This window comes from Paracidovorax oryzae ATCC 19882, assembly GCF_000687165.1.
Taxonomy (GTDB): domain Bacteria; phylum Pseudomonadota; class Gammaproteobacteria; order Burkholderiales; family Burkholderiaceae_C; genus Paracidovorax; species Paracidovorax oryzae.
Genome location: NZ_JMKU01000019.1, coordinates 88,140 through 112,888, shown reverse-complemented (window position 1 = coordinate 112,888; position 24,749 = coordinate 88,140). Strand labels below are relative to the sequence as shown.

Genomic DNA, 24,749 nt, shown 5'->3' with positions numbered 1-24,749 from the left:
TCGGATCAGAGGCGCCAGAGGATCTGGATGCCCCAGCCGGCACAGCCGACGAGCCAGAAGATCGTGACCGCTTGCAGCGCCAGGCGCAGGCCGACGGGCTTGACGTAGTCCATCCACACATCGCGCATGCCCACCCAGGCATGCCATGCCAGGCCGACGATGACGGAGAAGGTGAGGACCTTCATCCACTGCGCGCCGAAGATGCCGGCCCAGCGGTCGTAGCCGATGGGGCCCTTGGTGAGCACCAGCTGCGCCAGCACGACGAGGGTGAAGACGGCCATCAGGGCCGCGGTGACGCGCTGGCTGAGCCAGTCGCGCGTGCCGTAGTGGGCACCGACGACGGTGCGCTTGGAACCATAGTTCACGGACATGGGGAAATCCTTGGGAATCGTGGAAAGGGGGAGGGCGGTGCGCCGGCCGGGGGCTCAGTACAGGCCGAAGAGCTTGGCGCCGAGGATCACCGTCAGGCCGAGGCTGATCGCCAGCGTGACCTTGGCCGACATGCTGCCGAAATGCTTGTTCACGGCGTCGTGGCTCACGTCCATCCACAGGTGGCGCAGGCCGGCGGTGAAGTGGTGCAGGTAGGCCCAGATCAGCGCCAGCACCACGAGCTTGATGAACCAGCCGGGCACGAAGCCCAGGCCCGCGGTGAACGCCGAGGTGAACTTGCCGAACGAGATCTCCGAGGACACCGAGGTGTCGAACATCCACAGCACGAACGGCAGCAGCAGCAGCATGATCACACCGCTGATGCGGTGCAGGATCGACACCCATCCCGCGGCCGGCAGGCGGTAAGTGGGCAGGTCCGTGAGGGCGTTGATGTTGCGGAATTCAGGCCGCTTTTTGGCGATCTCGGTCATGGCGGTGCTTTCGTGGATGTAACTGCTTTGTAATTTCGCGCAGGCGAAACGCCCAAAATTCTATTGCAATGCAACAAGGCGGAGTTTGTGGGTACTACGATTTCCATCCCGCGGCTGTACGCACGGGCAGGACTGCCGGTTCACTGCAGCGCATTGTGGTAGTGGTGCGTGTCGGTCCGGTAGAGCCCTCGGCGTAACTCCATCGGAACATCGTTGTAGGTATAGGCGGTGCGCTCCACGCTCAGCAGCGGGGTGCCGGCGGGAACGCCCAGCAGCCCGGCCTGCGCCGCATCGGGCAGCACCGCGCGGATCTTCTCGTCGGCGCGCACCATGCGCACGCCGAAATCGAGCTCGAACATCGCATAGGTGGGGCCGGGGTAGCCGGCGAGCCGTTCGGCCGTGAGGCCCTTGAAGGTCTGGCCGGGGAGCCAGATGTCCTCCAGGATGGTGGGCACGCCCGCGAACGAGAGGATGCGCCGCGCCATGACCACGGCGTCGCCGCTGCGCAGTGCCAGGGCGCGCGCCACGTCGGCGCTGGCGCGCGTGCGCCGGCATTCCACGATGCGGCGCTGGGCCGGGCCTTCGTCGTCCGGGTCTCCCGCGTCGGGTTGCAGCTTCAGGAAACGGTATTGCACGTGGCGCTCGGCATGGGTGGCGACGAAGGTACCCTTGCCCTGGCGGCGCATCACGAGGTTTTCGGCCGCGAGTTCGTCGATCGCCTTGCGCACCGTGCCCTGGCTCACGCGGAAGCGGGCCGCCAGTTCCATCTCGCTGGGGATGGCCTCGCCGGGCTTCCATTCGCCCTGCTGCAGGCTCTGCAGGATGAGCCCCTTGATCTGCTGGTAGAGCGGGCTGAAGGCCGGCGTCGGCACGCCCGTGCCGCCGGCCGTCGGGGCGGGGCTGTCGGGGGTGGCTGCCGGTGGGGTGGACATGCGGTTCGTGGGGGCTCGGGCGCCGTGTGCGGCGGTCCGCATCATATCTTATATAAGACATAAGACAAATTGACCCTTGTCGGAAATCGGCGGTACACTCGGGAGCTGTTCTGCAGGACCCTGGCTGCTTGGATCGACTGGCGCTGGTGCCCCTGCACCGACACCCGTTCCATCCCATCATCTGGAGTTCCCCTCATGAGCAAGAAGCCCGTCCGCGTCGCCGTCACCGGTGCAGCCGGTCAAATTGGTTACGCACTGCTGTTCCGCATCGCCTCCGGCGAAATGCTCGGCAAGGACCAGCCCGTCATCCTGCAACTGCTGGAGATCCCCGACGAGAAGGCCCAGAAGTCGCTCAAGGGCGTGATGATGGAACTCGAGGACTGCGCGTTCCCGCTGCTGGCCGGCATGGAAGCCCACAGCGACCCGATGACCGCCTTCAAGGACACCGACTACGCCCTGCTGGTGGGTGCCCGCCCGCGCGGCCCCGGCATGGAGCGCGCCGACCTGCTGGCCGCCAACGCCCAGATCTTCACGGCCCAGGGCAAGGCCCTGAACGCCGTCGCCTCGCGCAACGTGAAGGTGCTCGTGGTGGGCAACCCCGCCAACACCAACGCCTACATCGCGATGAAGTCGGCCCCCGACCTGCCGGCCAAGAACTTCACCGCCATGCTGCGCCTGGACCACAACCGCGCCGCCAGCCAGATCGCCGCCAAGACGGGCGGCAAGGTCGGCGAGATCGAGAAGCTGACGGTGTGGGGCAACCACTCGCCCACGATGTACGCCGACTACCGCTTCGCCACCATCGGCGGCAAGAGCGTCAAGGACGCGATCAACGACCAGGTCTGGAATGCCGACGTCTTCCTGCCCACGGTGGGCAAGCGCGGCGCCGCCATCATCGAGGCGCGCGGCCTGTCCTCCGCCGCCTCGGCCGCCAACGCCGCGATCGACCACATGCGCGACTGGGCCCTGGGCTCCAACGGCAAGTGGGTGACCATGGGCGTGCCTTCCAAGGGTGAGTACGGCATTCCCGAAGGCATCGTCTTCGGCTTCCCCGTGACCACCGAAAACGGCGAATACAAGATCGTCGAAGGCCTGGAGATCGACGCATTCAGCCAGGAGCGCATCAACAAGACGCTGGCCGAGCTGCAAGGCGAACAGGACGGCGTGAAGCACCTGCTGTAAGGCGGGCCTGCCTGGCGGCTGCCGTACCCGAGATGACCATGAACGACTGGAACCCCGCGCTCTATCGCCGCTTCGAGGACGAGCGCACCCGTCCGGCCCGTGAACTGCTCGCCCGGGTGCCGCTGGCCGCTGCCTCCCATGTGGTGGACCTGGGCTGCGGCCCGGGCAACTCCACCGAACTGCTGGCCGCGCGCTTCCCCGGGGCGCGCGTGACCGGCATCGATACCTCCGCCGCCATGCTGCAGAGCGCCCGCGAGCGCCTGCCCGCGGCGGAATTCCTGGAGGCCGATATCGCCGCCTGGGCGCCGCAGCCGGGCGAAGCGCCCGACCTGCTCTATGCCAACGCCTCCCTGCAATGGGTGGGCGGGCACGAATCCCTCATTCCCCGGCTGTTCGCCGCGCTCGCGCCGGGCGGCGTCCTGGCCATCCAGATGCCGGACAACCGGCAGGAGCCCTCGCACCGCACCATGCGCGAGGTGGCCGCCCAGGCGCCCTGGCGCGACGCCATCGGCGACGTGGCGGCGTTGCGCACGCGCATCCTGGGCATCGCCGACTATTACGACCTGCTGGCACCCATCGCCCAGGGCGTGGATGTCTGGCATACCGTCTACCAGCATCCCATGGCCTCGGCGGCCGCCATCGTCGAATGGGTGAGCGGCACCGGGCTCAAGCCCTTCGTCGATCCGCTGCCCGAAGCGCAGCGGGCCGGCTTCCTGGCCGCGTACGAGCGCGGCATCGACGCCGCCTATCCCGTGCGGGCGGACGGGCAGCGCCTGCTCGCCTTCCCGCGCATGTTCATCGTGGCGCGGCGCTCCGCATGAACTCCGCGGTGGCTGCCCCCTCCAGGCTCCATCCCGCCGAGGTGCTGCTCGGCGCGCAGGCCGCGGCCGCGCGGCTGCCGGTGTGCGACCACTACAGCGGCGTCGAGGTGCGGATGCGCAAGAGCCTGCAATTGCAGGCCGAGATGGCGGCCGAGTTCGGCCGCTGCGTGTTCGACGTGACGCTCGACTGCGAGGACGGCGCTCCTGCCGGCCAGGAGCGCGCCCATGCCGAATTGGTCGCCGCGCTGGCATGCGGCGCGCAGTCCGGGGCCCGGGTGGCGGCCCGGGTGCACACGGTCGATCATCCCGCCTTCGCGCACGACGTCGCCACCATCGCAGGGGAGGCCGGGCACCGGCTGTCCCACCTCATGGTGCCGAAGGTCGAGTCCGTGGACGACGTGCTGCGCGCCGAGCGGGCCGTGAATGCCGCGGGCGCCACCGCGCTGCCGCTGCACGTGCTCATCGAATCACCCGCGGCCGTGCACCGCGCCTTCGAGATCGCCGCCCATCCGCGCGTGGAGTCGATCAGCTTCGGCCTCATGGACTTCGTGTCCGCGCACGGCGGGGCGATCCCCGCGCGCGCCATGGGCGCGCAGGGCCAGTTCGAGCACCCGCTCGTGGTGCGCGCCAAGCTCGAGATCGCGGCCGCCTGCCATGCGCACGGCAAGGTGCCCTCGCACTGCGTGGTGACCGAGTTCAGCGACGCCGCGGCCCTGCGCGCCGCCGCCGGCCGTGCCGCGCGCGAGCTCGGCTACACCCGCATGTGGAGCATCCACCCGGCCCAGATCCGTCCCATCCTGGAGGCCTTCGCACCCGCCCGGGACGAGATCGTCCAGGCCGCCTCCATCCTTTCCGCCGCCGAGCACGCCGCATGGGCTCCCATCAGCGTGGACGGCGTTCTGCACGACCGCGCCAGCTACCGCTATTTCTGGCAGGTGCTGGAGCGTGCACACCAGACCGGCCGCGCGCTGCCCCCAGGGGCGCGAGGCTGGTTCGATTCCACCGCGGCAGCGGTCGCCTGACGCACCGGCTGCCCTCCACGCCCCCCGTTCCCACGACCCCACTCCCTTGCTGGAGCTTCCATGAAACAACTCGTCGCTTCCGCCCTGATGCTGCTGAGCCCCGTCCTGGTGATGGCGCAGGATGCCGCCCCGGCTCCGGCCAAGCCCGCTCCCAAGGCCGCTGCGAAGGCCGCGCCTGCCAAGGATTCCAAGGAGGCCAAGAAGCCTGCCGCCAAGTCCACCCAGAGCGCGAAGGCCGCCCCTGCCAAGGATGCCAGGAAGCCCGTGCACGTGGCCAAGGCGCATCCGCAGAGCAGCCGCGCCCAGCTCAAGAGCGCCACCAACCAGGTGGCCTCGGGCCTGATTGCCGCCGAGGCGGCCCTCAGCCCTGCGGAGCTCGAGATCGCCCAGCGCGTGCATACCGGCCACATCCCCTGCGAACTGGGTGCCTCGGTCAACATCGAGGCCGATCCCAAGTCGCCCGGGTACTTCGAGGTCGCCGGCAGGAACTTCCACTACCGCATGACGCCCGTGGCCACGAGCACCGGCGCGGTGCGCCTGGAAGACCAGAAGGCCGGCGCGGTCTGGATCCAGATCTCCAACAAGTCCATGCTCATGAACCAGAAGCTGGGCCAGCGCCTGGCCGACGAATGCATGAGCCCGCAGCAGGTCGCCGTCAGCGAGACCATCCGCAAGAACCCGCAGCCGAGCCTGCTGGATGCGCCCGCTCCGGCACCGGCCGCCGCTGCCGCTCCGGCGGCTGCGCCCGCGGCCGAAGCGCCCGCCAAGTAAGCGCTGCGGCGTCCTGGCCTGCGATGGACGGGCGCCGCTCGCGGCGCCCGCAGGACTGGCTTTGCCCCGAAAAATCCAACGATCGAACCCACCGGAGAACACCATGTTGAAAGCCTACCGTGACCATGTGGCCGAGCGCGCCGCCCTGGGCATCCCGCCCCTGCCGCTCGACGCGAAGCAGGTCGCCGATCTGATCGAGCTGATCAAGAATCCGCCCGCCGGCGAGGATGCCTTCCTGCTGGACCTGCTGACGCACCGCGTGCCCCCGGGCGTGGACGATGCCGCCAAGGTCAAGGCCAGCTTCCTGGCCGCCGTGGCGCACGGCGACCTGAAGGTGGGCCTGATCTCCAAGGCCAAGGCCACGGAGCTGCTGGGCACCATGGTGGGCGGCTACAACGTCCATCCCCTGATCGAGCTGCTGGACGACGCCGAAGTGGCGGGCGTGGCGGCCGAAGCGCTGAAGAAGACGCTGCTGATGTTCGACTTCTTCAACGACGTGGCCGAGAAGGCCAAGGCCGGCAACGCCAAGGCGAAGGAAGTCATGCAGTCGTGGGCCGACGCCGAGTGGTTCACGAGCCGCCCCGAAGTCGAGAAGAAGATCACCGTCACCGTCTTCAAGGTGCCCGGCGAGACCAACACCGATGACCTCTCCCCGGCGCCCGATGCGTGGAGCCGCCCGGACATCCCGCTGCACTACCTCGCCATGCTGAAGAACACGCGCCCCGACGCGGCCTTCAAGCCCGAGGAAGACGGCAAGCGCGGCCCGATGCAGTTCATCGAGGACCTGAAGAAGAAGGGCCACATCGTGGCCTACGTGGGCGACGTGGTGGGCACGGGCTCCTCGCGCAAGTCGGCTACCAACAGCGTGATCTGGGCCACGGGCGCCGACATCCCGTTCGTTCCGAACAAGCGCTTCGGCGGCGTGACGCTGGGCGGCAAGATCGCGCCCATCTTCTTCAACACGCAGGAAGATTCGGGCTCGCTGCCGATCGAGGTCGATGTCTCCAAGCTGGAGATGGGCGACGTGATCGACGTGCTGCCCTATGAAGGCAAGCTGCTGAAGAACGGCGAGACCGTGGCCGAATTCCAGCTCAAGAGCGACGTGCTGCTCGACGAAGTGCGCGCCGGCGGCCGCATCAACCTGATCATCGGCCGCTCGCTGACCACCAAGGCGCGCGAGTTCCTGGGCCTGCCTGCATCCACCGCGTTCCGCCTGCCCCAGGCACCTGCCGAATCCAAGGCCGGCTTCACGCTGGCCCAGAAGATGGTCGGCCGTGCCGTCGGCCTGCCGGAAGGCCAGGGCGTGCGCCCGGGCACCTACTGCGAGCCCAAGATGACCACCGTGGGCAGCCAGGACACCACCGGCCCCATGACCCGCGACGAGCTGAAGGACCTGGCCTGCCTGGGCTTCTCGGCCGACATGGTGATGCAGTCGTTCTGCCACACGGCCGCCTACCCGAAGCCTGTGGACGTGAAGACGCACCGCGAGCTGCCGGCCTTCATCAGCAACCGCGGCGGCGTGGCCCTGCGCCCCGGCGACGGCGTGATCCACAGCTGGCTGAACCGCCTGCTGCTGCCCGACACCGTGGGCACCGGCGGTGATTCGCACACCCGCTTCCCGATCGGCATCTCCTTCCCTGCCGGCTCCGGCCTCGTGGCCTTCGGCGCCGCCACCGGCGTGATGCCGCTCGACATGCCTGAATCCGTGCTGGTGCGCTTCAAGGGCGAACTGCAGCCCGGCGTGACACTGCGCGACCTGGTGCATGCCATTCCGCTGTACGCGATCAAGCAGGGCCTGCTGACGGTGGCCAAGGCCGGCAAGAAGAACATCTTCTCGGGCAAGATCCTGGAAATCGAAGGCCTGCCGGACCTGAAGGTGGAGCAAGCCTTCGAGCTGTCCGACGCCTCCGCCGAGCGTTCCGCCGCCGGCTGCACCATCAAGCTCAACCCCGAGCCGATCAAGGAATACCTCACCAGCAACGTCGTGCTGATGAAGAACATGATCGCCGACGGCTATGCCGATGCCCGCACCCTCAAGCGCCGCATCGAGAAGGTCGAAGCCTGGCTGGCCAAGCCCGAGCTGCTGGAAGCCGACAAGGACGCCGAGTACGCCGCCGTGATCGAGATCGACCTGGCCGACATCACCGAGCCGATCGTCTGCTGCCCCAACGATCCGGACGACGCCAAGTTCCTGTCCGAAGTGGCCGGCACGAAGATCGACGAGGCCTTCATCGGCTCGTGCATGACCAATATCGGCCACTTCCGCGCAGCCGCCAAGCTGCTGGGCGGCCAGCGCGACATCCCCGTCAAGCTGTGGGTCGCCCCGCCGACCAAGATGGACCAGAACGAGCTGATCAAGGAAGGCCACTACGCCGCCTTCGGCACGGCCGGCGCGCGCACCGAAATGCCGGGCTGCTCGCTGTGCATGGGCAACCAGGCGCAGGTGCGCGAGGGCGCGACGGTGATCTCCACCTCCACCCGTAACTTCCCGAACCGCCTGGGCAAGAACACCAACGTGTTCCTGGGCTCGGCCGAGCTGGCCGCCATCGCCTCGCGCATCGGCAAGCTGCCCACCAAGGAGGAATACCTCCAGGAAATGGGCGTGATCGATGCCGACAAGGCGAGCGTCTATCGCTACATGAACTTCGACCAGATCGAGGAATACGCGGACGCCGCCAAGTCCGTGGCGGCCTGACGGCCGGGCGGCCGGGCGGCCGGGCGGGCCACGGGGCCCGCTCGCTTCCGATGCCGCACTGAAGTGCCGCACCACTGCAAAGGCCCCGGGGAGCGATCCCCGGGGCCTTTTCCTTAGGCGGGGCTGAAGCGGCCGGCCCGCCATGGAACATTTACAGTCCAGGCGGCGTCCGACGCCCAAGAACCACGACAACGCGCACCGCCATGTTCAAGTCCTTCTTTCTCTCCCGCCGGTGGTGGGCCTGGTCGATCGCCGGCTCCGTCTTCATCCTGCTCGCCACCTGGTACCGGGTCGAGCTCGACGTGCAGATCAACGACTGGTTCGGCAGCTTCTACGACCTGATCCAGAAATCGCTGGGCCACCCCGGGAGCATCACGGCGGGGCAGTTCTGGGGGCAGCTCTCCACCTTCTCGCGCATCGCCATGGTTTACGTCACTACGGCGGTGGTGGTGGACTTCTTCTGCAAGCACTACATCTTCCGCTGGCGCCAGGCGATGAACGAGCACTACATGGCCGCCTGGCCGCGGCTGCGCCACATCGAGGGCGCGGCGCAGCGGGTGCAGGAAGACACCATGCGCTTCGCCACCACCATGGAAGGCCTGGGCCTGACGTTCCTGCGCAGCCTGATGACGCTGGCGGCCTTCGTGCCCGTGCTCTGGGTGCTGTCGGACAAGCTGACCGGGCTGCCGGTGATCGGCGCCGTGCCGCATTCGCTGGTCTGGGTGGCGCTGTTCTGGTCCGTGGGCGGCACCTTGCTGCTGGCCGTGGTGGGCGTGCGCCTGCCGGGGCTGGAGTTCCACAACCAGCGCGTGGAAGCCGCCTACCGCAAGGAACTGGTGCTGGGCGAGGACGACCATGCGCGCGCCGCTCCGCCCACCGCCGCCGCGCTGTTCGCCGACGTGCGCCGCAATTACTTCAGGCTGTTCTTCAACTACCTGTACTTCGACGTGGTGAAGTGGTCGTACCTGCAGGTGAGCGTGCTGGTGCCGCTGGTGGCCCTGGGGCCCACGCTGATCGCCGGTGTCATCACGCTGGGCGTGATGCAGCAGATATCGCGGGCGTTCGACCGGGTGCTGGAATCCTTCCAGTTCCTGGTGCAGAACTGGAGCACGGTGGTGGAGCAGATCTCCATCCACAAGCGGCTGCGCGCGTTCGAGCGGCAGATGCTGGCGGATACGGCGCCGCTGCCGGAGGTGGTGCCGGTGTCCGTCGCCCCCTGACCGGGCCCCCGGTCAGTCCCCGGCCGCCAGGCGCGCCAGCGCCTGGCGCGTGGCATCGTCCGCCGGAAAGAACGACTCCACGGCGAGTTCCTGCAGCGTTACGTCCACCGGCGTGCCGAACACGGTGATCGTGGTGATGAAGGACAGGATGCCGGCGGTGGTGCGCAGGCGCAGCGGCAGGGCGATGCCCGCAGCCGGCCCGGACCATGCCGATGGATCGCCGTCCGATGGCGACGGCTGCACCGGATAGCCGGCGAGTTCGTTCCGCAACGCCTGCAGGTGTGCATCGCCGTGCGCCGCGATCTGCTGGTCCAGGCGGTGCAGCAGGTGCGCCTTCCAGTCCGCGGCATTGGCCAGGCGCGGCCCCAGGCCCTCGGGGTGCAGCGACAGCCGCAGCACGTTCACGGGTGGTGCGAGCAGGTGGCTGGCCACTCCCTGCAGCAGCAGCGGCACGACAGCATTGGCGGCGACCATGTTCCAGTGCCGGTCCACGGCGAGTGCCGGGTAGGGCTCATGGCCGCGCAGCACCAGATCGACGGCTTCGCGCGCGGCGCGCATGTCGGGGTGGTCGAGCCCGCGCGCCGCGTACATGGGCGCGAAGCCGGCGGCAACCAGCAGGGCGTTGCGTTCTCGCAGGGGGACGGACAGGCGTTCGGCCAGCCGCAGCACCATGTCGCGGCTGGGTGCGGCGCGGCCCGTTTCCACGCAGCTCAGGTGGCGGGTGGACACCTCCGCCTCCAGTGCCAGGTCCTGCTGGCTCAGCCGGCGCTGCCGGCGCCAGTGGCGCAGGTGGTCCCCGAAGGGCGACTGCATGCCGGGGACCGGGGCGGGACGTGCGGGCCGGTGGGAGCCGGCTTCAGGGGCGGAGATCATGGTAGGCATCGTATCGGCGCGGCGCATGCGGTCCATGACCTGCCAGGTCATGGACCCGCGGAGGAGCCGCACGGACCATGCGGTCTCCTCTTCACCACGCAAGGAGCCTTCCATGTCTCTCTCCCTCTTCGCCTCGCCCCGCTTCCTTCCCCGCGTCCTCTGGGTGGACGCAGCCGGGTGCGCGGCAACCGGTGCGGTGCAGTGCGCCGCTGCCGCACCGCTCGGCGCCGCCACCGGCCTGCCTTCCGCGCTGCTGACCGCCACCGGATGGTTCCTCCTGGCCTACGCAGCGGTGGCCGCGGTCATCGCGACCCGGCGCACCATGCCGTGCGCGCTGATCCTCCTGCTGGCCATCGGCAACCTGGGATGGACCGTGGGCTGCATAGCCCTGGCCTTCGCCGGTCCGTGGGATCTGCCGGGCCACGGTGTCGCCTGGCTCATGGCCCAGGGCGCCTTCGCGCTGGTGCTGGCCGAACTGCAGTGGATGGGGCTGCGCCACCAGGGCCCGGCCGGCTTCGGGGCAGGGCAGCCGCGCACGGCGTGATCCTGCCTGTGCGCCGTCAGGGCTGCGCCTGTGCAGTCTCCGCGGTGGAGGCCGGGTCGAGGATGCGCGCGAGCATCGCGCCTTCGGCCGGGCCTTCCAGCGGAATGCGCACGCGCAGCGGGCTGCCCGCGGCCACGTGCAGCGGCTCGCCGCTCGCGGCCGCCTGCATGCGTTCCAGGCAGACCGTGCGGTTGCCCGCGGGGTGGATGATTTCCAGCCGGTCGCCGACCGCGAAGCGGTTCTTGGTCTCCACCTCGGCCCAGCCGTCGCCGCAGGCCACCACCTCGCCCACGAACAGGCTGCGCACGGGCCGTGAGCTGCCGGTGTCGTAGTTCTGCAGCTCCTGCGCCGGACGGCGCTGCAGGAAGCCGGCTGTGTAGCCCCGGTGGGCCAGTCCGTCGAGTTCGGACAGCATCGCCGGGTCGAAGGGCCGGCCGGCCACCGCGTCGTCGATGGCGCGGCGGTACACCTGGGCGGTGCGCGCCACGTAATAGCGGCTCTTCGTGCGGCCTTCGATCTTGAGGGAGTCCACGCCGATGGCCACGAGCCTGCGCACGTGTTCCACCGCGCGCAGGTCGCGGCTGTTGAGGATGTAGGTGCCGTGCTCGTCTTCCATCACCGGCAGCAGCTCGCCCGGGCGTTCCTTCTCTTCGAGCAGGTAGGCGCGGTCGGCCAGCGGATGGCGGGGCGCGCCGCCGCAGGCCGCGAAGGCGCCGTCGGCCCGCGCCTGCTCCGCCTGCGGATCGAAGCCACCTTCCAGCGGCAGCGGACGGACCTCGCCGCTGTCGGTGGCGTCCGTGCCCGGCGATGCGGCATAGCTCCAGCGGCAGGCATTGGTGCAGGTGCCCTGGTTGGCATCGCGCCGGTTGAAGTAATCCGAAAGCAGGCAGCGGCCGGAGTAGGCGATGCACAGTGCGCCGTGCACGAACACTTCCAGTTCGATGTCCGGGCACTGCTGCCGGATGCCCTCGATCTCGTCCAGGCTCAGCTCGCGCGAAAGGATGATGCGCGCCAGGCCCATGCGCTGCCAGAACTTCACGGCCACCGCGTTCACCGTATTGGCCTGCACCGAGAGGTGGACGGGCATGTCGGGCCAGCGCTCGCGCACCAGCATGATGAGGCCCGGGTCGGCCATGATGAGCGCGTCGGGCGCCAGGGCGATCACCGGTTCGATGTCGCGCAGGTAGGTGCGTACCTTGTCGTCGTGCGGCAGCAGGTTGCTGGTCACGAAGAACTTGCGGCCGCGCGCATGCGCCTCGCGGATGCCCTGGCCGATCTGCTCGAGCCGGAACTCGTTGTTGCGCGCCCGCAGGGAGTAGCGTGGCTGGCCCGCATAGACGGCGTCGGCGCCGAAATCGTAGGCCGTGCGCATCCTGTCGAGGGAGCCGGCGGGCAGCAGCAGTTCGGGCGGGCGGAGCGTCATGGGGCGGATGTCGAGGTGGGGCGCGGCGAAGCGCGCGATTGTGGCGCCCGGCCGCGATGCGCTCCTTGACCTGGCTCAGGCTTATGTCCTCAGCCGCCGGCCCCGCGCCATCCGGCAAGGTGGTCCAGCAGCGCGCGGGCATGCCGGGGCAGGGCGCCCGGGGCCCCTCCGTCGTTCGAACGCACGCACAGCACCAGTTCCCGCGCGGCCCAGGCATCGGACAGTGCCACGCGCCGGATGCCGGTGGACCGGGCCAGGCGCACCGCCGCCGCGCGCGGCACGATGGCCACGAGGCCCGCGTCCAGCCCCACGAGGCGGCACACCGCATCGACGTGCTGCAGGCGTGCGCGGTAGCGCAGCCTTTGGCCCTGGCGCCGCGCCTGGCGGGCAAGATGGGCCTGCAGCGCGCTGTCGTCCGGCAGGCCGGCGAAGTCCTCCTGCACCGCCTCCGCCAGCGCGATGCGGCCGCGGCCGGCCAGGGGGTGGCCGCGGGGCACCACGAGATCCAGCGGGTCGGCCACGAAAGGCAGGGCCGCGAGGCCCTGCAGGTCGGCGGAGCGCGAGGCGATGCCGATGTCGCACAGGCCGTCGCGCACGCCGTCGGCCACGCCATCGCTGGAGCGTTCCTGCGCATCCACTGCGATGCGCGGATGCGCCGCCAGGAAGGCCGCCAGCGGCGCGGGCAGGTGCTCGCTCATGGCGGAGGTGTTGCAGAGCAGCCGCACATGGCCGGCCAGGCCGCTGCCGTGCGCGCCGAGTTCGCCGCGCAACTGCTCCACCTGCTGCAGCACGATGCGCGCGTGGTGCGCCAGCGTCTGTCCGGCCGGGGTGGCGCGCACCCCGCGCCGGCCGCGCACCAGCAGCGGCGCGCCGAGCGCCTGTTCCATCGCGAGCAGGCGCTCGCTGGCCGAAGCCAGCGCCAGGTGCGCCCGCTCGGCGCCCGCCGTGATCGTGCCGGCCTCGTGCACGTGGAGGAAAAGCCGCAGGTCCGTCAGGTCGAAGCGCATGCGGCACGCTACCACAGGTGGGACTTCAGGCTCCGGAAAATCCGGAGGCTGGGCACGGAACATCCGCATGGTGTCCTGCGGCGGCCGCTCCCAGAATCGCTGCAGGTGCCTGGAGCGTTGCCGGGTCCGGTGGTTACGGCCAGCGCCGCGCCAACGGGCCATGGCGCGCGGGTGGCCGGTGACTACAGGAGCAAGCATGGCGGAAGCAGGATGGATGCAGGCGTGGGCGCCGGATGCGCTGGCGGTGGCGCTGGTGTTCGTGCTGGCGGGCCTGGTGAAGGGCGTGGTCGGGCTCGGGCTGCCCACCGTGTCCATGGCGCTGCTCGCGCTCTGGATGCCGCCCGCGCAGGCCGCGGCGCTGCTGGTGGTGCCTTCGCTCGCGACCAATATCTGGCAGATGGGGCCCTGGCGCGAGGCGCCCGCGCTGCTGCGCCGGCATGCGGGGCTGCAGGCCGGCATCTGCGCCGGCACCTGGCTGGGTGCATGGTGGCTGGGCCCGCCGCAGGGGGCGGGAGCGCGCATGGCGCTGGGGGCCGCACTCATTGCCTATGCGGGCTGGTCGCTGTCGGGCGCGCGGCTGCCGGCCGTTTCCGGCAGGCATTCCCAGGCGCTGGGGTTCGCCGTGGGGGCTGTTACGGGCGCCGTCACCGCGGCGACGGGCGTGTTCGTGGTGCCGGCCGTTCCCTACCTGCAGGCGCTGGGCCTGCAGCGCGACGCGCTGGTGCGGGCGATGGGTTTGTGTTTCACGGTGTCCACGCTCGCGCTGGGCGCGGGCCTGGCGTCGCAGGCCCGGTTGCCGGCTGCCACGCTGGCCGGTTCGGTGCTTCTGCTCGCGCCGGCCCTGGCCGGCATGGCGCTGGGCGGTCGCCTGCGCAGGCACCTGTCGCCGGAGGTCTTCCGCCGCTGCTTGATGGCGGGGCTGCTGGTACTCGGCCTGGGGATGCTGTTCGGCTAGCCGGCCAGGTCACGTCACACGCGTTGCTTGCCGAGCTTGCGGGTGAGCGTGCGGCGGTGCATGCCGAGGCGGCGTGCGGCCTCGGAGATGTTGAAGTCCGTCTCGGCCAGCACCTCGTGGATGCGCTCCCACTCCAGGGTCTTGATGGAGCTGGACCGGTTGGTGAGCTCCACCTCGGTATTGCCTTCGGAAAGACCGAAGGCGGTCTCGATGTCGTCGGTGTTGGAGGGCTTGGCGAGGTAATGGCAGGCGCCGAGCTTCACCGCTTCCACCGCCGTGGCGATGCTCGCGAAGCCGGTCAGCACCACGATGCGCATGCCGGGGTTGCGGGCATGCAGCTTCTGCACGCAGGCCAGGCCCGAGGCCTCGCCCTTGAGCTTGAGGTCCACGACCGCGTAGCCGGGCTCATGCAGGGGCAGCAGGTCTTCCACGCCGGCCAGGCTGTCGGCATGCAGCACGCGGTAGCCGCGGCGCTCGAAGGAGCGCGCCAGGGTCCTGGCGAGGGCTTCGTCGTCCTCCACGATCAGCAGCAGGCGTTCATCGTCCATGGTGTGTGTGTCCGGTGGATGGCAGCGCGACCGCCGACAGCGGCAACCGGATGCTGACCTCGGCGCCGCGCTCCGGCAGGTTGCGGGCCGTGACGCTGCCGCCGAGGGTGCGCGCCACGTTCATGGCGAGGAACAGGCCCAGCCCGCCCCCCGCGCGCCCCTTGCTCGACTGGTAGGGCTTGCCGAGCCGCGCCAGGATGGCCGGATCGAACCCGGGGCCGGCATCGGCCACGGTGATGCGCAGCAGGTCGGCATCGCGTTCGACGGCCATGCCCACCCAGCCGGGCGAGGCGTCCCGCGCATTGTCCAACACATTGAAAACCATCTGCTGCAGCATGGTGTCCGACACCATGGGCGTGTCGGCGCCAAAGCGGTTGTCGTAGTCGAACGCTGCGATGGCACGCGTGGCCCGCCAGTCCCGCGCGAGCGCATCGACGAAGGTGCGCACCGTGGTCTGCGCGGAGGCTTCGCCGCGCGCCTCGCCGGCCGACAGCAGGATGCCGCTCACGATGCTCTTGCAGCGCTGCACCTGGACCTGCATTTCCGCGATCTCGTCCTGCAGCATGCGGTCGGTGGCGAGCCGGTCGTCGTGCCGCCAGTCGCCCAGGATGACGGCCATGGTGGACAGCGGCGTGCCGAGTTCGTGGGCCGCGCCCGAGGCCAGCAGGCCCATGCGCACGATGTGCTCCTCTTCCAGGGCCCGCTGGCGCGCAGCCGAGAGGCGCGCATCGCGCTGGCGCAGGTTGCGCTCGATGCGGGTGATGAAGATGACCACCAGGATCGCGTTGAGCAGGAAGCACACCAGCAGGCCCAGCAGGTAGGGGCTGGACAGGCCCCGGTGCAGGTCCGCGGGCAGGGGCAGCGGCAGGTTGAAGCGCGACAGCGCCGCGAAGCAGCCTGTGGTGATCGCCACGATCGACCAGATGTAGCCGCCGCGCAGCAGCACCGCGCCCACGGCGATCTGCAGCAGGTAGAGGAAGACGAACGGATTGCCGGTGCCGCCGCTCAGGTAGAGCTGCACCGTGAGCACGGCCACGTCGATCAGCAGCGCGAGGAACAGCTCCACGTTCCGCACGCCGTGCCCGGTGCGCCAGCGCACCAGGCTGACGAGGTTGAACAGCACCAGGCAGCCCACGACCATGAGCATCTCGCGCACCGGCAGCGACAGCCCGAGGCTGTAGTAGGCGACCTCGATGGTGAACACCTGCCCGATGGCGGCCACCCAGCGCAGCTGGATCAGCTGGTGCAGGTTCTTGAGCCCCGCGGCGGCGTTCGCGTAGCGGGCATTGCGCACTGAGGGCGCGGCGGGCCCGGCCGGAGGCGGCTTGGTGCCGGGCACCGCGGAGGGCGTGGCGCCCGGGCCGGGATCAGAGTGTGGAGCGGTCGGAGGGGTGGAGGGCACGGTCGGCTGCGCGCGGACGAAACTCGTAGCGTGCCACATACCAGCCCGCGCCGACAACCATCAGCGCCAGCCCGTACCACGTGATCGCGTACACGAGGTGGCTGTTGGGGAAGCGGATCACGGTCATGCCGGCACGGGGCCAGGGGCCGGCGCTGGCGGCCGCGCCCTCCGCGATCACCTGCGGCGGCCGCTGCGCGGGCAGGCCGGCGTCGATGAAGAACGGCGCGGCGCGCGGCAACTGCCGGTCGGCGGCGATGGCCGCGACATCGCGCGAGTACCAGCGCTGCGCGACGGGGTCGTTGGCGCGCAGCAGGCTGCCGCCCGGCTCGCTCATGCGCAGCAGGCCCTGCACGGAGACCTGCGCGCCGCCCGCGTCCGCGGCGGCCAGCGCTTCGCCGCCCGGCAGCCAGCGCGCGCGCTGCTCCTGCGGCACGAAGCCGCGGTTGACCAGCACCTGCGTGCCATCGGCCTGCTGCAGCGGCGTCATCACCCAGAAGCCCGAGCCGAGGTCGGTGGTGGCCTGCGCGAGCACGGTCCGGTCGGAGAGCCAGCGGCCCGTGGCGGCGACGGGCAGGTATTCATGGCCGGCGGCGTCCACCTGCGGCCATTGCGCGGGCGGCGGCACGGGCACGGGCGCGGCATGCACGCGCTGGTCCACGCGCTCGATCAGCGCCAGCTTCCAGGCCCGGCGCTGCACCTGCCAGGTGCCCAGGGCCAGGAAGCCCAAAAACAAGGCGATGCCCACCAGGATGAGCATCGCCTTCAGGAGGGGGGAGCGCCGGCGCGGGCCGGCCTCCGTGTTGCCTTGCGCCACCGCGTCGTCAGGGCGCGTTGTTCACCGGCGGGGGCAGGGGCGCCGTGGATGCGGGCATGTTGTGCTCCGGCATCATGTTCGTGTTCATGTGGAACATCACCCACAGCGTGCCGGCGATGGCGATGGCCACGAACACCACGGTGAAGATGGTGGACAGCATGGTCCAGCCGCCTTCCACCTTGCCGTTCATGTGCAGGAAGCAGACCATGTGGACCAGGATCTGCACCACGGCGAAGGCGCCGAGCACCAGCACGGCCGTGCTGCGGTCTGAGATCACCTTGGCCATGACGAGCCAGAACGGGATGGCCGTGAGGATGATCGACAGCACGAAGCCGACCATGTAGCCCGAGAAGGTGCTGTGCGGGCCGTCGTCGTGGTGGTGGTCGTCATGCCCGGCGTGGGCATGTGCGTGTGCGTGCGAATTCTGTGCGCTCATTTTTACAGCACCCCCATCAGGTACACAAAGGTGAAGACGCCGATCCAGACCACGTCCAGGAAGTGCCAGAACATCGACAGGCACATCAGGCGGCGCTTGTTCTCGTGGATCAGGCCATGCTTGCTGATCTGGATCATCAGCACCACCAGCCAGATCAGGCCGAAGGTGACGTGCAGCCCGTGGGTGCCCACCAGCGTGAAGAAGGCCGACAGGAAGGCGCTGCGCTGCGGGCCCGCGCCTTCATGGATCAGGTGGTGGAACTCATAGAGTTCCAGGCCCAGGAAGCACAGGCCGAACAGGCCCGTGACCGCCAGCCAGCCGAGCGTGCCGCCCACGTTGCCCTTCTGCTTCTGCAGCATGGCGAAGCCGAAGGTGATGGACGACAGCAGCAGGAAGGCCGTGTTGATGGCCACCAGCGAGAGGTCGAACAGCTGCGCGCCGGTCGGGCCGGCGGCGTAGCTGCGGCCCAGCACGCCATAGGTGGCGAACAGCGCGGCGAAGATGAGGCAGTCGCTCATCAGGTAGAGCCAGAAGCCCAGCGCGGTGCCGTTCTCTGGATGGGGCTCCTCCGCGAGGTGGTAGTCGCGGGAAGCCAGGGCGCCTGCGGCGCCGGCTTGGTAACGGATATCAGACATGGGAGCGGGCGAGTTGGAGTGTGCGGGCTTCTTCGGTCGTGTTGACTTCATCGGCAGGGATGTAGAAGTCGCGCTTGTAGTTGAACGTGTGGATGATCGCGGCCAGCACGATGCCGGCGAACGACACGCCCGCGAGCAGCCACATGTGCCAGATCAGGGCGAAGCCGAGCACCAGCGAGAACGCGGAGATCACGGCGCCCGCACCGGTGTTGGCCGGCATGTGGATCGGCTGGAAGCCGGACAGGGGGCGCGTGTAGCCATGTTTCTTCATGTCCCACCAGGCATCGATCTCGTGCACGCGGGGCGTGAAGGCGAAGTTGTACTGGGGCGGGGGCGAGGAGGTGGCCCATTCCAGCGTGCGGGCGTCCCACGGGTCGCCCGTGAAGTCGCGCAGCTGGTCGCGCTTGAGGTAGCTCACCACGAGCTGCATCAGGAAGCAGCCGATGCCCAGGGCGATGAGGCCCGCGCCGGCGGCGGCGATCACGAACCAGATCTGCAGGGACGGATCCTCGAAGTGGTTGACGCGGCGCGTCACGCCCATCAGGCCCAGGATGTACAGGGGCGCGAACGCCACCCAGAAGCCCACCACCCACAGCCAGAAGGAGCGCAGGCCCCAGGTGCGGTCGAGCTTGTAGCCGAAGGCCTTGGGGAACCAGTAGTTGATGCCGGCGAACAGGCCGAACAGCACGCCGCCGATGATCACGTTGTGGAAGTGGGCGATCAGGAACAGGCTGTTGTGCAGCACGAAGTCGGCCGGGGGCACGGCCAGCAGCACGCCGGTCATGCCGCCGATGGCGAAGGTGGCCATGAACGCCACGGTCCACATCATGGGCAGCTCGAAGCGGATGCGGCCCTTGTACATGGTGAACAGCCAGTTGAAGATCTTCGCGCCCGTGGGGATCGAGATGATCATCGTCGTGATGCCGAAGAACGTGTTCACGCTGGCGCCGGAGCCCATCGTGAAGAAGTGGTGCAGCCAGACCAGGTACGACAGGATGGTGATCACCACCGTGGCATAGACCATGGAGGTGTAGCCGAACAGGCGCTTGCGGCAGAACGTGGCGACCACTTCGGAGAAGATGCCGAAGGCGGGCAGCACCAGGATGTACACCTCGGGGTGGCCCCAGATCCAGATCAGGTTCACGTACAGCATCGGGTTGCCGCCGAAGTCGTTCGTGAAGAAGTTCGTGCCGACGTAGCGGTCCAGCGACATCAGCACCAGGGCGGCCGTCAGCACCGGGAAGGAGGCCACGATCAGGGCGTTGGTGCACAGGGACGTCCAGGTGAAGATGGGCATCTTCATCAGGTTCATGCCGGGTGCGCGCATCTTGATGATCGTGACGATCAGGTTGATGCCCGAGAGCGTGGTGCCCACCCCCGCGACCTGCAGCGCCCATATGTAGTAGTCGAGCCCGGTCCCCGGGTTCTGCGCCCCCAGGTTGGAGAGGGCCAGCCAGCCGGAGGTGGAGAACTCGCCCAGGAACAGCGAGATCATCACCAGGATGGCACCGGCGGTGGTCATCCAGAAGCTGAAGTTGTTCAGGAACGGGAAGGCCACGTCGCGCGCGCCGATCTGCAGCGGCACGACGTAGTTCATCAGGCCGGTGACCAGCGGCATCGCCACGAAGAAGATCATGATCACGCCGTGGGCAGTGAAGATCTGGTCGTAGTGGTGCGGCGGCAGGTAGCCCATGTTGTCGCCGAAGGCGATGGCCTGCTGCAGGCGCATCATCACCGCGTCGGCGAAGCCGCGCAGCAGCATCACGATGCCCAGGATCATGTACATGATCCCGATCTTCTTGTGGTCGATGCTGCAGATCCAGTCGCGCCACAGCGGGCCCCACAGGCGGAAGCGCGTGACCGCGGCGAAGACGGCGAGGCCGCCCAGCATCACGGCGATGAAGGTCCACAGCACGATGGGTTCGTGCGCCATCGGCACGGAGTCCCAGGTGAGCCGTCCCAGGGCCCAGTGGGACGCGGTAATTTGTTCGGAGGACATATCGGGTTTCTTCTGGTGGGGGCCGGCGCCGCTCGCGCGTCAACGGCCCTGCAGGATCATTGCGGGGTGGTGGCGGTCGCGGTCTCGCGCGGCGTTTCCAGGGAGGCGATCACGCGCGCGGAGTTCTCGGCCGTGCACACGTCCTGGGGCAGGTTCAGGCCGGCGGCCTTGAGGTAGGCCTCGCCGCCGTTGGCATCGATGGCCATCATGTGGTGCATGCACATCTTGCCGTCCTCGACGCAGCGGTTGAGCACCTTCTCGTAGAGCCCGGCTTCCACGGAGGCGAAGCGCTCCACGGGGTTGCGCTCGCTGGGCTTGGCGAGGGCAAGGTAGGTCTTGCTGTCCAGCGCCTTGCCGGAACCCTTGGCATCGGCGACCCACTTGTCGAAGTCGCCGTCGCTCAGGCCGTGGAACTTGAACGTCATGCCCGAGAAGCCCGGGCCGCTGTAGTGCGATGAGAAGCCGTGGTACACGCCCGCCTTGTTGATGATGGCGTTCAGCTCGGTCTGCATGCCGGGCATGGTGTAGATCATGCCGGCCAGGTCGGGCACGTAGAACGCGTTCATCGTGGACGTGGACGTCAGCTTGAAGACGATGGGGCGATCGACGGGTGCAGCGACCTCGTTCACCGTGGCGATGCCCTGCTCGGGATAGAAGAAGGCCCACTTCCAGTCCATGGCCACCACCTGGATCTCCAGCGGCTTGACGCTGGCGGGCAGCGCGCGGGCCGCGTCGATGCGGTCGAGGGGACGGTACGGGTCCAGCTTGTGGGTGCTGATCCAGGTCAGCGCCCCCAGGGCGATGATGATCATCAGCGGCACGGTCCAGATCACCAGCTCCAGCGTGGTGGAGTGGTGCCAGTCGGGATCGTACTCGGCCTCGGTGTTCGACTGGCGGTACTTCCAGGCGAAGAGGAAGGTGAGCAGGATCACCGGGACGATGATGATCAGCATCAGCAGCGTGGCGGTGACGACCAGCTGGCCTTGCTGCGCGGCGACGTCACCCGCTGGATTGAGGACGACGGCCTTGCTGCAGCCGGCGAGGCCTGCAGCCAGGGCGGCCGCGCCGAGCCATGCGGGCCCGCGGAGTTTCATGGTTTTCAGCATGCTTTTGGGGGGCGTAACGAAAAGCGCGTTTAGGGCAAACGCGGATTACAGGACGGGCCAAATGTAATACTTTGGAAGGCTCTGTCGATTGGACATTTTGTCCAAGGTCAAAGTACGGCCCGCCATCACGGGCTGGCGCGGGTTGCAGACCGACGAGCGCAAAACCATGGTCCGTGTAAGGGTTTGTCCGACCCACCCTCAGGGAAAAGTCGCCTTGTAGGGGCCACGGCAGGGGTGTAGAACGGAAGCCGTGTTCAGCATGAATCGAGGAGCGTTCATATGAGTGGGCTTGCTGCTTCCCCTTACCCCGCCGGGAATTTCCATCACGAGGAATCCCTGTCCCATGCGGACACCCATGAAGAAGCCACTCCCAGCGAGATCGCGGTCGGCGTGATCATCGGGCGTTCTTCCGAGTATTTCGACTTCTTCGTCTTCGGGATCGCCTGCGTGCTGGTGTTCCCGTCGTTCGTCTTTCCCTTCATGACGCGCCTGGACGGCACGCTGATGGCCTTCGCGATCTTCGCGCTGGCCTTCGTCGCGCGCCCGGTCGGCACGGCCATCTCGATGGCGGTGCAGCGGCGCTGGGGACGCGGCACCAAGCTCACGATCGCCCTGTTCCTCCTGGGCGCCTCCACGGCGGGCATGGCCTTCCTGCCGAGCTACAACAGCGTGGGCCACATCGCCATCATCGCCCTGGTCGTTCTGCGCCTGGGCCAGGGCCTGGCGCTGGGCGGCACCTGGGACGGGCTGCCGTCCCTGCTGGCCATGTCCGCCCCGCAGGAGCGGCGCGGCTGGTACGCCATGATCGGGCAGCTGGGCGCGCCGGTCGGCTTCGCGCTCGCAGCCAGCCTGTTCGCCTATCTCTACAGTAACCTGTCGGTTCAGGAGTTCCTCGACTGGGGCTGGCGCTTCCCCTTCTTCGTCGCCTTCGCGATCAACGTGGTGGCGCTCTTCGCCCGCCTGCGCCTGATCGTGGGCCAGTCCTATACCGAGATGCTGCAGCAGCGCGAGCTGGCGCCCGTGGGCGTGCTCGAGCTCATGCGCAGCGAGGGCCGCAACGTGTTCCTGGGCGCCTTCGCCGCACTGGCCAGCTTCGCGCTGTTCCATGTGGTCACGGTGTTCCCGCTGTCCTGGATCTCGATGTATTCCGAGCAGTCGATCACCCACGTGCTGGGCGTGCAGATCGCAGGCGCCTTCTGCGCGGCCATCGCCATCGCGATCTCCGGCCGGCTGGCCGACCGGGTGGGGCGCCGCAACACCCTGGGTGCCATGGCCTGCCTGATCGGTGTGTTCAGCCTGGTCACGCCGTGGCTGCTCAGCAGCGGCACGGTGGGCAACAACATCTTCATCCTGGTGGGCTTCGTGCTGCTGGGCCTGTCGTACGGTCAGGCCTCCGGCACAGTGACGGCCAATTTCTCGCCGCGCTTCCGCTACACGGGGGCCGCGCTGTCGGCCGACCTCGCGTGGCTGGTCGGTGCCGCGTTCGCCCCGCTGGTCGCCCTGGGCCTGTCGGCCAAGTTCGGGCTGATCGCGGTCAGCGTGTACCTGCTGTCCGGCGTGGTCTGCACGCTGCTGGCGCTGCGGATCAACCGCCTGATCGAGCGCCGCGAATGAACCTTTGAGGGATCGGTGCGCCCCGGGGCGTGCCGCCGCACGGGGAGAAGCGCAGAAAGGAAAAGCCCGCGGCATGCGGGCTTTGTCCTTTGTGGGCGGTGCAGCCGGCCGGCCTTCGGGGGCCGGACGCTGCGGGGCGCGCGTTACTGCAGGATCTGCGTCAGGTCCAGGGCCGACGTCAGGTCGCCCATGGGCTGGCCGCCGTTCTTCACCAGGGCCGCGTCGCGCTGCGCCAGGCCCGGCAGGGTGTCCAGGCCCCAGCGGCGCGTGATGAAGCGCAGGATGGATGCCGTGTCGTACTGGGTGTGGTCCACCACGCCGTGTTTGGCCCAGGGCGAGATGATCAGCGCCGGGATCCGCGTGCCGGGGCCCCAGAGGTCGCCCTTGGGCACGGCCTTGTGGTCCCAGAAGCCGCCGTTCTCGTCATACGCCACGACGATCAGCATGTTCTTCCATTGCGGGCTGGCCTGCAGCTGGGCGATCACGCTGGCGATGTGCGCATCGCCGTCGGCCACGCTGGCATAGCCCGGGTGCTGGTTGAGGTTGCCCTGCGGCTTGTAGAAGCTCACGGCCGGCAGCTTGCCGGCGGCGGCGTCCTGCAGGAACTGCGCGTCGAAATCCTTCAGGTGCTGCGCGCGGTAGGCCGCGGTGGCGGATTGGGTCGGATCGAACTTCGCGTAGTAGTTGAACGGCTGGTGGTGGAACTGGTAGTTGGGCGAAGGCCGGCCGAAGGCGCGGTCCGTGGTGGCCGATGCCAGCGTGGCGTTGTAGCCGCCTGCATACCAGGCCCAGCCCACGTTCTTCCTGTCGAGCAGGTCGGCGATGGTGGTGGCCGTCTGCGGGGGCAGCGTGGTGGCCTTGCCCGGGTCCGCGGTCAGGTTGCTCGCGCCGCTGGCCGGGGCGTTGGAGCTGGGCTGGTAGGCCGGCTGCATCGTGTTGATCGCGTAGAACTTGCCGTCGCCGGCGTAGTTCTTCGGGGCGATGTTGCTGCTGTTCACGAAGACGGGCGGGCCGGAGATGGCGGATGCGGGCGAGTTGGCCGCCACGGTGAGGCGCGGCAGGAAGTTGCCGGAGGCGTCCTGGTCCACGGCCGAGATCGAGCCCTTGGCGACCGAGGTGTCGGCATTGGGGTATTCCGGCGCGCAGGCGCACACCAGGTACTGGTGGTTCAGGAAGGAGCCTCCGAAGGCACCCATGAAGAAGTTGTCGGCCAGCACGTATTTCTGGGCCAGCTTCCACAGCTGCATGTTGCTGCCGTCGTAGTAGCCCATGGTGAGGCCGCCGGAGTCGGCCCAGGCGGCGAACTTGTCGTTGCGGCCGCCGTTGATCTGCATCTGGTTCTCGAAGAAGCGGTGGTACAGGTCGCGGGTGATCACGTTCGGCCCGACCTGCACGCCGGTGGTCTGGAAGCCGGACGCGGCGTCGATCTGGAAGGGGCGGTTGTCCTGGCTTGCGGTGCTGCCTTCCGGCACGGTGACCGACTGGCCCGAAGCGGTGACGCCGCCCCAGACCTTGGGCAGCTTGGCCAGCACGGTACCTGCTGCGTCGCGGTCCACCTGCGGCAGGTAGCTGCCGGAGGCAGACGGGTTCACGCCGGGGATGCCGTCGGCGCCGGGGTAGAGGCCGTAGAGGTTGTCGAAGCCGCGGTTTTCCGCGTAGATGACCACGACGTTCTGGATGCGTTGCTGCAGCAGGCTGTCGGTGGAGGTGCCGTCGCTGCCGCCGCAGGCGGACAGCAGGGCGGCCGCGGCGGCGGCCAGGGGGAGGAGGCGAAGGGTGGGTTTCATGGTGGTGCGCTGTTGTGAATGGTTTTATGCGGGGCGCATTGTGGTGGCGCGGCTGTGTCCGGCGCATGACAGATGGCCGTCATGAAGCTGACATGGCCGGGGC

23 protein-coding genes are annotated in these 24,749 nt (G+C 68.8%); 9 read left to right on the top strand and 14 right to left on the bottom strand.

Features of this window, described 5'->3' with window-relative positions; translation table 11 throughout:
* Window positions 1-5: 5 nt before the first annotated feature.
* The 3 genes from sdhD to T336_RS0115790 all read right to left on the bottom strand — a co-directional run bounded on the left by sdhD (window position 6) and on the right by T336_RS0115790 (window position 1,792).
* On the bottom strand, window positions 6-371 hold the full coding sequence (gene sdhD / locus T336_RS0115800) for a succinate dehydrogenase, hydrophobic membrane anchor protein (RefSeq protein WP_013595335.1): 366 nt from the start codon (window positions 369-371) through the stop codon (window positions 6-8).
* A 54-nt stretch (window positions 372-425) separates the two neighbouring features.
* On the bottom strand, window positions 426-860 hold the full coding sequence (sdhC, locus tag T336_RS0115795) for a succinate dehydrogenase, cytochrome b556 subunit (RefSeq protein ID WP_013595334.1): 435 nt from the start codon (window positions 858-860) through the stop codon (window positions 426-428).
* Between the two features lie 140 nt (window positions 861-1,000).
* A complete protein-coding gene (locus T336_RS0115790) occupies window positions 1,001-1,792 on the bottom strand; it encodes a GntR family transcriptional regulator (RefSeq protein WP_026433282.1) in 792 nt (263 codons plus the stop codon).
* A 195-nt stretch (window positions 1,793-1,987) separates the two neighbouring features.
* Between T336_RS0115790 and T336_RS0115785 the strand changes: the two genes are divergently transcribed.
* From T336_RS0115785 to T336_RS25270, 6 genes are all read left to right on the top strand, one after another.
* Complete coding sequence (locus tag T336_RS0115785; RefSeq protein WP_026433281.1) at window positions 1,988-2,974, top strand: malate dehydrogenase; 987 nt, start codon at window positions 1,988-1,990, stop codon at window positions 2,972-2,974.
* A 38-nt stretch (window positions 2,975-3,012) separates the two neighbouring features.
* A complete protein-coding gene (gene tam / locus T336_RS0115780; protein WP_026433280.1) occupies window positions 3,013-3,795 on the top strand; it encodes a trans-aconitate 2-methyltransferase in 783 nt (260 codons plus the stop codon).
* Window positions 3,792-4,817: an HpcH/HpaI aldolase/citrate lyase family protein gene (locus T336_RS0115775; protein WP_026433279.1), complete on the top strand. Its 1,026-nt coding sequence runs from the start codon at window positions 3,792-3,794 to the stop codon at window positions 4,815-4,817. Before tam ends, T336_RS0115775 begins: the two co-directional genes overlap by 4 nt.
* Window positions 4,818-4,877: 60 nt before the next feature.
* Entirely contained in the window at window positions 4,878-5,588 is a 711-nt protein-coding gene (locus tag T336_RS0115770; RefSeq protein WP_026433278.1) for a hypothetical protein, read from the top strand.
* Window positions 5,589-5,691: 103 nt separating this feature from the next.
* A complete protein-coding gene (gene acnB, locus T336_RS0115765; RefSeq protein ID WP_026433277.1) occupies window positions 5,692-8,283 on the top strand; it encodes a bifunctional aconitate hydratase 2/2-methylisocitrate dehydratase in 2,592 nt (863 codons plus the stop codon).
* A gap of 203 nt (window positions 8,284-8,486) precedes the next feature.
* Window positions 8,487-9,503 (top strand): putative transporter, encoded by a 1,017-nt coding sequence (locus tag T336_RS25270; RefSeq protein WP_051647247.1) that lies wholly within the window; start codon window positions 8,487-8,489, stop codon window positions 9,501-9,503.
* 12 nt (window positions 9,504-9,515) lie between these two features.
* Here the strand turns inward: T336_RS25270 and T336_RS0115755 are convergent, their stop codons facing one another.
* Complete coding sequence (locus T336_RS0115755; protein WP_404821590.1) at window positions 9,516-10,376, bottom strand: MmyB family transcriptional regulator; 861 nt, start codon at window positions 10,374-10,376, stop codon at window positions 9,516-9,518.
* Window positions 10,377-10,488: 112 nt separating this feature from the next.
* On the opposite strand from T336_RS0115755, the gene T336_RS0115750 reads away from it, so the two are divergent.
* Window positions 10,489-10,920, top strand: coding sequence for a hypothetical protein (locus T336_RS0115750; RefSeq protein ID WP_026433275.1), 432 nt, complete (start codon window positions 10,489-10,491; stop codon window positions 10,918-10,920).
* A 16-nt stretch (window positions 10,921-10,936) separates the two neighbouring features.
* Here T336_RS0115750 and trhP read toward each other — a convergent pair whose 3' ends face one another.
* Window positions 10,937-12,343, bottom strand: a complete 1,407-nt coding sequence (gene trhP, locus T336_RS0115745; protein ID WP_026433274.1) for a prephenate-dependent tRNA uridine(34) hydroxylase TrhP — start codon at window positions 12,341-12,343, stop codon at window positions 10,937-10,939.
* 89 nt (window positions 12,344-12,432) lie between these two features.
* The gene (locus T336_RS0115740; RefSeq protein ID WP_026433273.1) at window positions 12,433-13,350 is read right to left on the bottom strand and encodes a LysR family transcriptional regulator; all 918 of its coding nucleotides are present in this window, start codon (window positions 13,348-13,350) and stop codon (window positions 12,433-12,435) included.
* Window positions 13,351-13,546: 196 nt separating this feature from the next.
* On the opposite strand from T336_RS0115740, the gene T336_RS0115735 reads away from it, so the two are divergent.
* Window positions 13,547-14,305, top strand: coding sequence for a sulfite exporter TauE/SafE family protein (locus tag T336_RS0115735; RefSeq protein WP_019701169.1), 759 nt, complete (start codon window positions 13,547-13,549; stop codon window positions 14,303-14,305).
* A 14-nt stretch (window positions 14,306-14,319) separates the two neighbouring features.
* Here the strand turns inward: T336_RS0115735 and T336_RS0115730 are convergent, their stop codons facing one another.
* From T336_RS0115730 to cyoA, 7 genes are read right to left on the bottom strand one after another with little or no spacing between them, the layout of a single operon-like run.
* A complete protein-coding gene (locus T336_RS0115730; protein ID WP_013595321.1) occupies window positions 14,320-14,853 on the bottom strand; it encodes a response regulator transcription factor in 534 nt (177 codons plus the stop codon).
* On the bottom strand, window positions 14,843-16,255 hold the full coding sequence (locus T336_RS0115725; protein WP_026433272.1) for an ATP-binding protein: 1,413 nt from the start codon (window positions 16,253-16,255) through the stop codon (window positions 14,843-14,845). The genes T336_RS0115730 and T336_RS0115725 overlap by 11 nt, the downstream gene beginning before the upstream one ends.
* Window positions 16,221-17,069 (bottom strand): SURF1 family protein, encoded by an 849-nt coding sequence (locus tag T336_RS0115720; protein ID WP_026433271.1) that lies wholly within the window; start codon window positions 17,067-17,069, stop codon window positions 16,221-16,223. Before T336_RS0115720 ends, T336_RS0115725 begins: the two co-directional genes overlap by 35 nt.
* A 7-nt stretch (window positions 17,070-17,076) precedes the next feature.
* Window positions 17,077-17,505: a cytochrome o ubiquinol oxidase subunit IV gene (cyoD, locus tag T336_RS25265; protein WP_035226196.1), complete on the bottom strand. Its 429-nt coding sequence runs from the start codon at window positions 17,503-17,505 to the stop codon at window positions 17,077-17,079.
* A 2-nt stretch (window positions 17,506-17,507) separates the two neighbouring features.
* Entirely contained in the window at window positions 17,508-18,140 is a 633-nt protein-coding gene (cyoC, locus tag T336_RS25260) for a cytochrome o ubiquinol oxidase subunit III (protein ID WP_013595317.1), read from the bottom strand.
* Window positions 18,133-20,139: a cytochrome o ubiquinol oxidase subunit I gene (gene cyoB, locus T336_RS0115700; protein WP_013595316.1), complete on the bottom strand. Its 2,007-nt coding sequence runs from the start codon at window positions 20,137-20,139 to the stop codon at window positions 18,133-18,135. The genes cyoC and cyoB overlap by 8 nt, the downstream gene beginning before the upstream one ends.
* A 56-nt stretch (window positions 20,140-20,195) precedes the next feature.
* Window positions 20,196-21,245 (bottom strand): ubiquinol oxidase subunit II, encoded by a 1,050-nt coding sequence (cyoA, locus tag T336_RS0115695; RefSeq protein WP_026433269.1) that lies wholly within the window; start codon window positions 21,243-21,245, stop codon window positions 20,196-20,198.
* Window positions 21,246-21,524: 279 nt separating this feature from the next.
* On the opposite strand from cyoA, the gene T336_RS0115690 reads away from it, so the two are divergent.
* Window positions 21,525-22,859, top strand: a complete 1,335-nt coding sequence (locus tag T336_RS0115690; RefSeq protein ID WP_019701163.1) for an MFS transporter — start codon at window positions 21,525-21,527, stop codon at window positions 22,857-22,859.
* A gap of 143 nt (window positions 22,860-23,002) precedes the next feature.
* Here the strand turns inward: T336_RS0115690 and acpA are convergent, their stop codons facing one another.
* On the bottom strand, window positions 23,003-24,646 hold the full coding sequence (gene acpA / locus T336_RS0115685) for an acid phosphatase (protein WP_026433268.1): 1,644 nt from the start codon (window positions 24,644-24,646) through the stop codon (window positions 23,003-23,005).
* Window positions 24,647-24,749: the final 103 nt, after the last annotated feature.

What these genes read in the sequence shown, in the direction of transcription:
- sdhD (WP_013595335.1), bottom strand. Translation starts at nt 371, where the DNA reads ATGTCCGTGAACTATGGTTCCAAGCGCACCGTCGTCGGTGCCCACTAC.
- sdhC (WP_013595334.1), bottom strand. Translation starts at nt 860, where the DNA reads ATGACCGAGATCGCCAAAAAGCGGCCTGAATTCCGCAACATCAACGCC.
- T336_RS0115790 (WP_026433282.1), bottom strand. Translation starts at nt 1,792, where the DNA reads ATGTCCACCCCACCGGCAGCCACCCCCGACAGCCCCGCCCCGACGGCC.
- T336_RS0115785 (WP_026433281.1), top strand. Translation starts at nt 1,988, where the DNA reads ATGAGCAAGAAGCCCGTCCGCGTCGCCGTCACCGGTGCAGCCGGTCAA.
- tam (WP_026433280.1), top strand. Translation starts at nt 3,013, where the DNA reads ATGAACGACTGGAACCCCGCGCTCTATCGCCGCTTCGAGGACGAGCGC.
- T336_RS0115775 (WP_026433279.1), top strand. Translation starts at nt 3,792, where the DNA reads ATGAACTCCGCGGTGGCTGCCCCCTCCAGGCTCCATCCCGCCGAGGTG.
- T336_RS0115770 (WP_026433278.1), top strand. Translation starts at nt 4,878, where the DNA reads ATGAAACAACTCGTCGCTTCCGCCCTGATGCTGCTGAGCCCCGTCCTG.
- acnB (WP_026433277.1), top strand. Translation starts at nt 5,692, where the DNA reads ATGTTGAAAGCCTACCGTGACCATGTGGCCGAGCGCGCCGCCCTGGGC.
- T336_RS25270 (WP_051647247.1), top strand. Translation starts at nt 8,487, where the DNA reads ATGTTCAAGTCCTTCTTTCTCTCCCGCCGGTGGTGGGCCTGGTCGATC.
- T336_RS0115755 (WP_404821590.1), bottom strand. Translation starts at nt 10,376, where the DNA reads ATGATCTCCGCCCCTGAAGCCGGCTCCCACCGGCCCGCACGTCCCGCC.
- T336_RS0115750 (WP_026433275.1), top strand. Translation starts at nt 10,489, where the DNA reads ATGTCTCTCTCCCTCTTCGCCTCGCCCCGCTTCCTTCCCCGCGTCCTC.
- trhP (WP_026433274.1), bottom strand. Translation starts at nt 12,343, where the DNA reads ATGACGCTCCGCCCGCCCGAACTGCTGCTGCCCGCCGGCTCCCTCGAC.
- T336_RS0115740 (WP_026433273.1), bottom strand. Translation starts at nt 13,350, where the DNA reads ATGCGCTTCGACCTGACGGACCTGCGGCTTTTCCTCCACGTGCACGAG.
- T336_RS0115735 (WP_019701169.1), top strand. Translation starts at nt 13,547, where the DNA reads ATGGCGGAAGCAGGATGGATGCAGGCGTGGGCGCCGGATGCGCTGGCG.
- T336_RS0115730 (WP_013595321.1), bottom strand. Translation starts at nt 14,853, where the DNA reads ATGGACGATGAACGCCTGCTGCTGATCGTGGAGGACGACGAAGCCCTC.
- cyoD (WP_035226196.1), bottom strand. Translation starts at nt 17,505, where the DNA reads ATGAGCGCACAGAATTCGCACGCACACGCACATGCCCACGCCGGGCAT.
- cyoC (WP_013595317.1), bottom strand. Translation starts at nt 18,140, where the DNA reads ATGTCTGATATCCGTTACCAAGCCGGCGCCGCAGGCGCCCTGGCTTCC.
- cyoB (WP_013595316.1), bottom strand. Translation starts at nt 20,139, where the DNA reads ATGTCCTCCGAACAAATTACCGCGTCCCACTGGGCCCTGGGACGGCTC.
- cyoA (WP_026433269.1), bottom strand. Translation starts at nt 21,245, where the DNA reads ATGCTGAAAACCATGAAACTCCGCGGGCCCGCATGGCTCGGCGCGGCC.
- T336_RS0115690 (WP_019701163.1), top strand. Translation starts at nt 21,525, where the DNA reads ATGAGTGGGCTTGCTGCTTCCCCTTACCCCGCCGGGAATTTCCATCAC.
- acpA (WP_026433268.1), bottom strand. Translation starts at nt 24,646, where the DNA reads ATGAAACCCACCCTTCGCCTCCTCCCCCTGGCCGCCGCCGCGGCCGCC.